The following is an 11,080-nucleotide window of genomic DNA, read 5'->3' as shown; positions in this document are numbered from 1 at the left end:
GTGCGGCATAATGTAATGTCGCTTATTTTGCAGGGCAAGGAGTCTATATGAGCATCCGCGTTGCCATTGCCGGTGTCGGCAATTGTGCTTCGTCGCTGGTTCAGGGCGTTGAATATTACAAAAACGCTGATGACGGTGAGAAAATTCCAGGGTTGATGCACGCTGTATTTGGTCAGTATCGTGTGCGCGATATTGAGTTTGTTGCGGCGTTTGATGTTGATTCTCTAAAGGTTGGGCATGATTTAAGTGAAGCAATTGGCGCTTCACAAAATAACACAATTCGTTTTGCTGATGTACCAAATTTGGGTGTGGAAGTATTACGTGGTCCAACTTATGACGGTCTTGGTGATTACTACCGTGAAATGATCGATGAGTCCGAGGCTGAACCTGTTGACGTTGCTCAAGTTTTGCGAGATAAGCATGTGGATGTGCTTGTTTCTTATCTTCCAGTAGGATCTGAGCAAGCCGATAAAGCTTATGCGACTGCTGCAATGGAAGCTGGCTGTGCATTTGTAAACTGCCTGCCAGTCTTCATTGCTTCTGATCCTGAATGGGCACAAAAATTCCGTGATGCAGGAGTTCCTATTATTGGCGATGACATTAAAAGTCAGGTAGGTGCAACTATTACTCACCGCGTTATGGCTCGACTTTTTGAGGATCGCGGTGTGCGTTTGGATCGCACGTATCAGCTGAATGTTGGCGGAAATATGGACTTTATGAACATGCTTCAGCGTTCAAGACTTGAGTCTAAAAAGATTTCTAAGACTCGTGCAGTAACTTCAATCGTGCCTCATGAAATGGATGAGCATAATGTTCATATTGGGCCTTCAGACTACGTAGCTTGGTTGGATGATCGCAAGTTTGCTTTCGTGCGTTTGGAAGGTACTACTTTTGGTGATGTTCCTTTGAATTTGGAGTACAAGCTTGAGGTTTGGGATTCTCCAAATTCTGCCGGAATTGTTATCGATGCTGTTCGAGCCGCAAAAATTGCTTTGGATCGCAAGCTTTCTGGTCCGGTTTTGGCTCCAAGTTCATACTTTATGAAGTCTCCTGCAGTTCAGCATGAAGATAGTGAAGCTCGCCAATTAGTTGAACGCTATATTGCTGGTGATGTTGAAGCTAACGAGTCTCAGCTTGATGAAGATACTGAATTTGCAAAAGAACATGGCAAGAGTGTGTGGCGCGCATAATTTATTACTACTCGACATGTAGCGAAAATCGTGTAATATAGATAAAGCCTCCGTGTGGCACTAAGTCACCCAATCCCCCCAGGGCAGAAATGCAGCAAGGGTAAGTGGCCTCTGGTGGGTGCGCGGAGGTTTTATTATGCGTAAAACTAGCGCGGTCGTAAATACTGTCGTAAAGTCTAAAGTATGAGTGAAGAATTTGCAGGAATTCAATCCAATAGCATTGACAATCAGCATGATGATTCTGCTGGAGAAAATGATGCGCTGCCGGTAGGTGGAACTTCGCAAGATATTAATCGCAACAGTGAAGGTAGTGACTATTCGCATCCTTTGGATTCGATTAATACGATTACGCCATTTTCCCCAATCTCATCTGAGGATAATGACGAAAAAATATCGCCTTTATTTCCAGAAAATACTGAAGAGAAATCTTCTAAACAGTCTGTAAAACAGTTTGTGAAACAAACTAAACGTCAATCTGATTTGTCTGATTTGTCTGATTTGTCTGATTTGTCTGATTTGTCTGATTTGTCGTATTCAACTAATCAGTTATCTTCTGAAGATTCTTCATCGGATGCAGATGATATTGATCAGCTTGATCCGCTCGTAAAGCGTCCTCGAATATCTACCATATTGTGGTGTGTTGCTATTGCAATTGTTTTCCTGGCTTCTGCTGCGTTCATATGGTTTATTAGTGTGCAAACAGTACTTGGTCAAAGCTATGAAGAAATGGTAATTGATGGATTTGGCTCTCATGGTATGCCGTCTTGGCTTGCATTTTGCTTGCGACCTATAAGCGTTTCTATGGTTGTTATAGTTACTGGCATAATAATTGCTCTTGTTTCACTCATAGTAGTTTGTATTCGTAAACGTTGGTGGCTTCTTGGTCAATGTGCTGGAATTATTATTCTTTCGGCTGCTGCTGAACCATTGAAAAAAATTCTTCCGCGCCCAATGCTTATAAGTATTGAATATTTGTCTGCAAATTCAGCACCTTCAGGTCATACCCTACTTATTACTGCATCATGTGCGTTGCTTATTTGCGCAGTTTCGCGCGTTTGGCGCGCATGGGCAGCGGTAGCTGCAGCTTTTATAAGCATTCTTGTGGAACTTTCTTTGGTTGCAGCACATTGGCATAGAGTTTCTGACGTTCTTATGTCATTACTTATCGTTGGTGCTGTAACGCTTATTATGCTCGCATGCACTCGCAGTAGTGGAATGGATATGCCAGCTTATCGACGTTCCTCAATTAGCGTTCAAATTGTAGGAAGCTCTATGATTACGATTGGTGTGTTGGCGTGTTTGTATGCACTTTATTTAATATGGCAAATTCTTCCTGGTGTTGATATTTTTGCTCAATGGGCTGCAAGCGTATCTTATGTAGCAACTTATTGGCTGATTATAGGCGTGTCTTTGCTTGTTTTTGGCGTAATTATGGTAATGCGTCACTCTACAGCTTCGCCGTTGAGTAGGCTTGGATTAGTAGGCGCTCCGCCGACGCCTCCATCTGCTTCTAAGTAATATTGTCTACTCTATCTGCTTTTATCCACCGAGGTGGAATGTAATAGACGTATAACTTAAGTTGCGATACAGTTAGCGTGAAACATATAGTTCGGAATTATATGTTCGATTGTGTTAGGAAAGGAGCGAATATGGCAGCACAGAATAAGCTAGTCATTGTGGAGTCTCCCACGAAAGCGCGAAAAATTGGCGGGTATTTAGGCAATGGATATACCGTCATGGCTTCAGTTGGGCATATTCGCGATCTCGCTCAGCCAAGCCAAGTTCCAGCCTCACGCAAAGCGGCGTTTGGTAAGTTTGGTGTAGATGTCGATCATGGTTTTGCGCCATATTACGTAGTTGGCTCAGATAAAAAGAAAACTGTTTCCGATTTAAAGTCTGCGCTCGCAAAAGCTGACGAATTATATCTGGCAACTGATGAGGATCGCGAAGGTGAAGCTATTGCGTGGCATTTGGTAGAAGCATTGAAGCCAACTGTGCCAGTAAAGCGCATGGTGTTTCATGAGATTACTAAGGATGCAATTCAAGCCTCGCTCAGTAATACTCGAAATGTTGACGACAATATGGTTGACGCGCAAGAAACTCGTCGTGTGTTAGACCGTTTGTATGGATATGAGCTTTCTCCTGTTTTGTGGAGAAAAGTTGGTCCTGGTCTTTCTGCTGGACGCGTGCAGTCTGTTGCTACTAGGTTGATTGTTGAGCGTGAACGCGAGCGTATGGCGTTTACTAAGGCGTCTTACTGGGATATTAGCGCGATTTTAAGTTCTAAAGGCTCAGATGGTGAAAGTGTTGATTTTGAAGCGCGCATGAGCGAGCTTTCTGGTCGCCGTCTGGCTGGTTCTAAAGATTTCAATTCAAAAGGTGAGTTGGTTTCTACAAAAGATGAATCACAAAAAGCTTTGCATGTTGATGCTGATTTTGCATCTAAGCTTTCTAAAGCTCTTGAAAATTCAGATTTTGTAGTTGACTCTATGGAAACGAAGCCGTATCATCGTCGTCCTTTGCCACCTTTTACTACATCAACTTTGCAGCAAACTGCTGGAAACCGACTTTCAATGAGCTCTCGCCAAACTATGCGAGCTGCGCAATCTTTATACGAAAACGGCTATATCACTTACATGCGTACGGATTCCGTAACGCTTTCCAAAGAAGCTATCGAAGCTGCACGTAGTGCCGCTCGTGCAGCGTTTGGCGACGAGTATGTTTCGCAATCTCCTAAGCAGTATGCAACTACGTCTGCAGGAGCGCAGGAAGCTCATGAATGTATTCGCCCTGCTGGAGCGCGTTTCTTAAGCCCGGACGAGCTTGCAGATAAATTACCTGCGGATCAGCTGAAGTTGTATACGCTTATTTGGCAACGAACCCTTGCGTCACAAATGGCTGATGCTACAGGTTTTACTGCAACTGTTAAGTTAAATGCTTCTGCTGGAGAATATGGAGAAGCTTTGTTCCAAGCTTCTGGAACAGTAATTACTTTTGCTGGTTTTATGAAGGTTTTTGGCAATGCACATGCATCTGAAGGTGAAAGCGATAAGGCGCTTCCTCAAATGCAAGCTGGGGATATTCTTGAAGCTAAAAGTGTTAGTGCGGATTCTCACGAAACTCAGCCTCCTGCAAGATATACTGAAGCTTCTTTAGTCAAAACTTTGGAAGCTAAGGAAATAGGCCGCCCTTCTACTTACGCAACGATTATTTCCACAATTATTGATCGTGGATACGTGTATGAGCGTGGACGTGCGTTAATTCCTTCTTGGCTTGCTTTTGCTGTAATTAAGCTTTTGGAAGCGAATTTCCCGAAGTATGTTGATTACGCGTTTACTGCTGATATGGAAAATGGTTTGGACAGAATTGCGCACGGTGAAGAAACCGGTCGCGATTGGTTAACTAGGTTCTATTTCGGTTCTGGTGAAGGTGCCGCTAATTCCGCTGATGAAGCTCATATTGGTTTGCAACAGCAGGTTGCAGAGCTTGGTGAAATTGATGCGCGTGAAATAAATACCATAGACATTGGCGATGGTTTGCATGTGCGTATTGGACGCTATGGTCCTTACTTGGAAGACATTAAGAATCTTGATGCTGAAGGCAACCCTCGTCACGCTTCTTTGCCAGAAACTTTAGCTCCAGATGAGTTAACTGTTGATGCTGCTCGAGAATTGCTTGAGAATAATGCTGAAGGTCCACGTGTGCTTGGAGTAGATCCAGAAACGGGTGGGAACGTAGAAGTGCGCAACGGTCGTTTTGGGCCGTACGTGGCACTGGTAGAAGAGCAGAATAATGCGGAAGATTCTAAATCTTCTAAGGCTTCTAAGTCTTCTAAGGCTCGTCCAAAAATGGCTTCTTTGTTTAAAACCATGGATCCAGCGACTTTGACTTTGCAAGAAGCGTTGCAACTTTTGAATTTGCCACGTTTGGTTGGTGAGTATGAAGAAGTTGATGCCGAAGGCGTTGTAAAACTAGCTCGTATAGAAGCAAATAATGGTCGTTACGGTCCATATTTAACTAAAACATATTCTGCTGTAGATACTTCTGCTGGAGAAACTGTGGAATCTAAGCCGGATACGCGATCTCTTTCTAGTGAAGATGCTATTTTTACTGTTACTTTGCAAGAAGCGAAAGATTTATTTGCGCAACCAAAGTACGGTAAGCGTACTCGTGGTGCCGCCAAGCCGCCTCTTCGTGAGCTTGGTGCAGATCCTGAAACTGGGAAGCCAGTAGTGATTAAGGATGGTTTCTACGGAGCTTATATTACTGATGGCGAAACGAATCGCACTTTGCCAAAGCAGTATACGCCTGAATCGATTGATCCGCAGGATGCATTTGCACTTTTGGCGCAAAAGCGTGCCGCAGGTCCCGTAAAACGCAAAAAGCGCGCGACTAAGAGCACTGCAAAATCTTCTGAAAAGAAGTCTACTGCGAAAAAATCTACCGCAAGGAAAACTTCTACAAAGAAGACTACTTCAAAGAAATCTACCGCTAAAAAAGCATAGGAATGAAATCTAAAGATTAAATAAACCTTGCATATGGAGTCAAAAAATATGGCATCTAAGAATGACGATTTCTCTGATGGCTGCGCTTGCGGAGGAAACTGCGGCTGCAGAAGTGAGCAATCTTATGCAAATAAAGGCTTATTTATTTCTTTTGAGGGCATTGATGGCGTTGGCAAAACTACGCAAGTTGAGGCTCTTAAGGATTATTTGCAATCTTCGGGGCGAGAAGTTGTAGTGACGCGTGAGCCTGGCGGTACGCAGTTGGGTAAAACTTTGCGCGAAATACTCTTGCATGGCACGAGTGTATCTGCCAGAACAGAAGCTTTGCTTTTTGCTGCGGATCGTGCACAGCATGTTGCGCAAGTAATTCGCCCTGCACTTAGCCGTGGTGCAGTAGTAATAACGGATCGTTATATTGATTCTTCGCTTGCTTACCAAGCAGGCGGTCGCGAATTGACTATGGATGATGTGCGAACTTTAAGTGAGTGGGCAACGGATTCGCTGTGGCCTAATCGCACTTATTTGCTAGATATGCAGCCGGAAGATGCTTTTAAGCGTTTGCATCGTGAGCAAGATCGCATGGAATCAGCTGGAATAGATTTCGCACGTCGCACTAGAGAAGCATTTTTAGATTTGGCGCAGGAATCTGCAGATCGTTATCGCGTATTAGATGCAACGTTCTCAGCGAAATCATTATCTGAACTTATTGTGCAAGACGTACATAACTTAATTGAAGAAATTGAAACTAAATAAAGTGGCGAATTTTATAAAGTGAAGAAGTAAAGAAGCTATGCAGGGGGTGAAGCGATGAGTGTGTGGGATAGCGTTATTGGGCAAGAACAGGTAGTTTCGCGATTGCGAAAAATTGCTTGTGCGGATGCTAGCAAAATAGCGCAATCTTGGCTGATTTGCGGAGCTGCTGGCTTCGGTAGTGCGCAAGTTGCGCGCGCTTTCGCTGCAGCTCTCGAAAGTCCGGATCATGGAGAAGGCAGTGATGGAATTAGCGGCGAAAATGAGCTTAGTAAAACTGCCAAAGAAGTTTTAGCAGGATCGCATCCTGATGTGCATACGCTTGCAACAAAAGGCGTAACTCTTAGTATTGACGATGTACGCGAGGCAATTGGGATTTCTGAGCAGATGCCTAGCACTGCTCCTTGGCGAATCATAATTATTGAAGATGTTGACAGAATGTTGGAACGTAGCACAAACGTTCTTCTTAAAGAGATTGAAGAGCCAAGCGAGCATACGATTTGGCTTTTATGCGCTTCAAGTGTTATGGATGTGCTTCCAACAATTCGTTCGCGTACGCAACTTGTGCAATTAGCTACTCCAAACGAGCAGTCTATAGCAGAATATCTTACTAAAAAAACGGATGCGGATAATAAGCTAGCAAATCGTGCAGCCAGGCTTTCTCAAGGAAATATAGCAACTGCTTTTATCTACGCAAGCGATGAGCGTGCTTTAAGTAGGCGAGATGAGCTTATTGCAGGATTGCTCCGTATGCATGATGCTGCCGACGCAATTATGCTTGCTGCAATGCTTATTGACGATGCAAAATCACAAGCAGAAGATGAGGTTCAGCGAAATGTTGAGGCTCAACAAAAAGAATTTCGTAGAATTAACGGATTAGGCGATGAGGATCGCATTCCGCCCAAATTGCGCGCAAGCTACAATGCAATTGGGAAAAAGGATGATATAAAACGTAAAGTAACTCGTGTAAGTCGTGACGTGTTATGCCGTTCTCTTGACGCAATCGATAGCGTGTATAGAGATGTTTTAGTTGTTATTAACGAAGCGCAAAAGTCTTCGCCGATTATAAATCAGGAATACAAGTCTAGAATTGTCCAGTTGGCACAAAGCATGACAGCAAGTAGTGCATTGGATTGTGTTGACAGCATTGCTACTACTCGTCGTCGGCTTTCGAGAAATGGTAACGCAACTCTTGTTTTTGAAGCACTATTTTGCTCACTTTTGCAAAGTCAATAAAATACAAAAGTATCATATCCTCCACGGAAGTGACATATCGCTTGTGCCTATTCTTGGTGAATTTGTTGATTCGCGTCGCATGATTTCCGGTCTAAACTCCATATGTGCAGGTAACCAATGTTGCTCTGATTTGTTAACAGCGGTTAGGCGGATTGCTTCGCGCGCAATTTGCTGATACGGAGGACGGATTGAAGAAAGCTTCGGCTCAGATATTTCTGCCTGTCTGCTATCTCCGTAACCTATTACGAGAACGTCCTGCGGAACTTGCAAAGAAAGCTCATCTAAAGCTAGAAGTGCTCCAAGTGCGACAGCGTCATTTGCGCAAATAACAGCGTCTGGTTTGCGAGATTGTTTAGCGGTAGAATCAGAAAAAAGCCGCATTGTATCTTTGAATCCACGTTGATAAGTAAGTTCTCCAAAAGTTGTCCAATCTGGCTCAGAAAGTAAACTTAATCGGCTTGCAGCAGTCTGAAAATTGGCAAATAAGTTTGCACTTTGTGTGGAGTCAACATTTCCACTTAAATAAGCAATATTATGGGCATCGTGATGCGAAAGATGTATCAAAGCGGCTTCCATCATTGATTCTTGATCCATGCCAACCCAATTCACGTGGAATGAAGTAGTAGTGCCACCAATTTGCACAATGGGAAGATTGTCAACGTAGTTTTCAAGTGTTTTTGTTAAATCACTATTGTTAGATGGCATAACAATAAGACTGTCAACATTATGACCAATAAGCTCTTCTATGCGTTCTTCTTGAGCTTCTGTGTCTTTTCCAGTTCCAACAAGAAGTATTTTATCTATTTCATGAGCTGCTTCATCCAATGCAGAAAGCATATTTACGCTGAATGAATCATCTACGTTGCTTGTGCCCATTACTACGCCGATTGTATTAGTTGTGTCACTTCTTAATGCGCTTGCTGCATAATTTACTGAATAATTAAGCTGCTCTGCAGCTTTTCTTACGCGTTTTGCGATATCGTCATCTTTGGCTCGTCTACCAGAAAGTACACGAGATACTGTTGCAATTGAAACTTTTGCAAGAGCTGCTACATGAGTTATGGAGGCGTTTTGATTAGTTTGATTTGTCATATTTGCCCCCGAATAAGTGCGGTGCTGTAATTATTGGTAAACAGCACCGCAAATTGAATATTATTTATTTGTCAGTTTATGTACACTTACTTATTTATATTATTCGCCTTTCGTGACTACGTCGACAAGATTGTTAGCTACATTTTCAGCGTCTTCACCATCAACGGTAATTGTGATTGAATCTCCTTTAGTAATGCCCAATCCCATAATTGAAAGAATGCTATTCGCACTTACAGGGGCACCTTCGCCTTTCGCAATCGTTACAATGCAATTTGAGGACATTGCGGCTTGAGAAAATTCTGACGCTGGGCGAGCATGTATTCCAACTGGGTCTTCAATAGTAACAGTACGAGTTGCAATTGCCATTTTTTCTCCTTTGAATAATAATTAACAAATTCTGCTTTTATTTTTTATTTTTCATATAAAAGCAAACCATATTTTTTCTTAAGGTTTTTTGTTTGCTATTTTCAACATTAAGTGTAGCATAATTAATTGAAAAATACAGAAAACGTTTTCACTTGTTGTAACAACATTTTTAATGGTGTATAGTTTCATTAGTAAGAAACGTTTACCTACAAGAAATGCTTATGCGGCGTTGCGGCCGTAATAAAGTTTCTAAACCTAAAGGAGGGTTTTAAGTATGGTAATCACTGGTGTTGGCATTGGGCGCTCGATGGCATATGGTGAAGTATTGTGTATGGCACCTGCTTTGCATGAGCCAGAGGATTCTCCTCGTGCTGTTAGTGTGTTGGCTGAGGATGCAAAAAAGGCTGTTAAAAATGCTTTAAATGAAGTAAATAAAGACCTAAACCATCGTGCAAGTGAGGCTCTTGAAGCAAAGGATGAGGGGACTCGAAAGGCAGCACCAATTATGCAAGCTCTTGCACAGATGGCCATCGATCCAGCATTAATAAGTGCAATTGAATCTGGTATTGATAAGGGGAAAACAGCTGAACGTGCCACTTGGGAAGGGTTCGCACAATTTGAAGACATGTTGCGTAATCTTGGTGGTTACATGGCTGAGCGTGCAGGAGATTTGCATGATGTTGGCCAGCGTGTTATTGCATCTTTGATTGGTGTTGAAGCTCCTGGAGTGCCGGAAAGTGATTCGCCTTTTGTACTGGTTGCTAAGGATCTTTCACCTGCTGATACAGCTTCACTTGATTTAAGCAAGGTTCAGGCAATTGTCACTCTTGATGGTGGTCCTACAAGTCACACTGCTATTCTTGCTCGTGCTCGTGGAATTGTTGCTGTTGTTGGAGCACACGATGCCTCTCAGCTGAAGAATCATCAAATTGTTGTAGTAGATGCCGTTAATGGTCATGTTATAAGCAGTCCTAGTGAAGAAGAAATCGCGCATGTTAAAGAGTCTCGTGAGCGTTTAAGCCGCGCTCGTGAATTGCGTGGATTGCCTGGAAGTACAAAAGATGGTCATTTGATTCCTCTTTTGGCAAATGTAGGAAAGCCCTCAGATGCTGTAACTGCTCATGAGTATGGAGCAGAAGGAGTAGGTCTATTCCGAACGGAATTTCTGTTTATTGGTAACGAGCAACCGCCTAGTATAGAAGAACAAACAGAATCTTATACAGAGTTACTATCTCAGTTTGAAGGCAAGAAAGTTGTTATTCGATTGCTTGATGCTGGAGCAGATAAGCCGTTACCATTCTTGACTCCTGAAGATGAACCAAATCCTGCCCTCGGACTTCGAGGTTTGCGTACTCTAAGACAGCATATGGATGTTCTAGATGGTCAGCTGGAGGCATTATCTCGTGCTGATGCTGTGACGAATGCTGACTTATGGGTGATGGCTCCAATGGTTTCAGACGAACATGAAGCAGCATATTTTGTAAAACTTGGTAAATCTAAAGGTCTTAAAAAGGTTGGCATTATGGCAGAGGTGCCTTCTATCGCTCTTGTTGCCGAGGAGGTTGCTCAAGTCGCTGATTTTGTATCTATCGGAACGAATGATTTGACGCAATACACTCTTGCAGCAGATAGAACCCTTGGGTCTGTTTCTAATTATCAAACTGCTTGGCATCCTGCAGTGTTGCGCGCGATCAAAATGATTGCAGACGCTGGTAACGCACATGCTATGCCAGTCGGAGTGTGTGGAGAAGCTGCAGCAGACCCAGACTTAGCGGTTGTTCTTACAGGTCTCGGTATTAACTCGCTTTCTATGACGCCGGTTGCTTTGGACGATGTTCGAGCAGAACTTGCTCAAACTACATTTGATGAAGCTAAGGCTAAAGCTCATGATGCTTTAGCTGGAAAGTTCTACCACTCAATCATGCAAGAATAAGCTAAGGG

At 43.1% G+C, this 11,080-nt stretch carries 8 protein-coding genes and 1 other RNA gene; 7 read left to right on the top strand and 2 right to left on the bottom strand.

Annotation, left to right across the window (positions count from 1 at the left end; translation table 11 throughout):
* Positions 1–47 precede the first annotated feature (47 nt).
* The 6 genes from HXT50_RS03900 to HXT50_RS03875 all read left to right on the top strand — a co-directional run bounded on the left by HXT50_RS03900 (position 48) and on the right by HXT50_RS03875 (position 7,681).
* Positions 48–1,190 (top strand): inositol-3-phosphate synthase, encoded by a 1,143-nt coding sequence (locus HXT50_RS03900; RefSeq protein WP_004118456.1) that lies wholly within the window; start codon positions 48–50, stop codon positions 1,188–1,190.
* A gap of 41 nt (positions 1,191–1,231) precedes the next feature.
* Positions 1,232–1,328: signal recognition particle sRNA small type (gene ffs, locus HXT50_RS03895), an RNA gene on the top strand.
* A gap of 45 nt (positions 1,329–1,373) precedes the next feature.
* Positions 1,374–2,708, top strand: coding sequence for a phosphatase PAP2 family protein (locus tag HXT50_RS03890; RefSeq protein WP_421777051.1), 1,335 nt, complete (start codon positions 1,374–1,376; stop codon positions 2,706–2,708).
* A gap of 131 nt (positions 2,709–2,839) precedes the next feature.
* A complete protein-coding gene (topA, locus tag HXT50_RS03885) occupies positions 2,840–5,695 on the top strand; it encodes a type I DNA topoisomerase (RefSeq protein WP_421777050.1) in 2,856 nt (951 codons plus the stop codon).
* Between the two features lie 48 nt (positions 5,696–5,743).
* Entirely contained in the window at positions 5,744–6,448 is a 705-nt protein-coding gene (gene tmk / locus HXT50_RS03880; RefSeq protein ID WP_064340640.1) for a dTMP kinase, read from the top strand.
* Positions 6,449–6,502: 54 nt separating this feature from the next.
* Positions 6,503–7,681 carry a DNA polymerase III subunit delta' gene (locus HXT50_RS03875; RefSeq protein ID WP_101891397.1) on the top strand — a complete coding sequence of 393 codons (1,179 nt, stop codon included), beginning with the start codon at positions 6,503–6,505 and terminating at the stop codon, positions 7,679–7,681.
* 12 nt (positions 7,682–7,693) lie between these two features.
* Here HXT50_RS03875 and HXT50_RS03870 read toward each other — a convergent pair whose 3' ends face one another.
* Both HXT50_RS03870 and HXT50_RS03865 read right to left on the bottom strand, forming a co-directional pair.
* A complete protein-coding gene (locus HXT50_RS03870) occupies positions 7,694–8,773 on the bottom strand; it encodes a LacI family DNA-binding transcriptional regulator (protein WP_004104752.1) in 1,080 nt (359 codons plus the stop codon).
* Between the two features lie 99 nt (positions 8,774–8,872).
* A complete protein-coding gene (locus HXT50_RS03865) occupies positions 8,873–9,139 on the bottom strand; it encodes an HPr family phosphocarrier protein (protein ID WP_004104751.1) in 267 nt (88 codons plus the stop codon).
* 274 nt (positions 9,140–9,413) lie between these two features.
* On the opposite strand from HXT50_RS03865, the gene ptsP reads away from it, so the two are divergent.
* Positions 9,414–11,072 carry a phosphoenolpyruvate--protein phosphotransferase gene (gene ptsP, locus HXT50_RS03860; protein ID WP_064340721.1) on the top strand — a complete coding sequence of 553 codons (1,659 nt, stop codon included), beginning with the start codon at positions 9,414–9,416 and terminating at the stop codon, positions 11,070–11,072.
* The last annotated feature ends 8 nt before the right edge of the window (positions 11,073–11,080 follow it).

The organism is Gardnerella sp. KA00243, from assembly GCF_049244105.1.
Taxonomy (GTDB): domain Bacteria; phylum Actinomycetota; class Actinomycetes; order Actinomycetales; family Bifidobacteriaceae; genus Bifidobacterium; species Bifidobacterium leopoldii.
The sequence above is the reverse complement of the archived record's forward strand: the minus strand, read 5'-3'. Positions and strand labels throughout refer to the sequence as shown.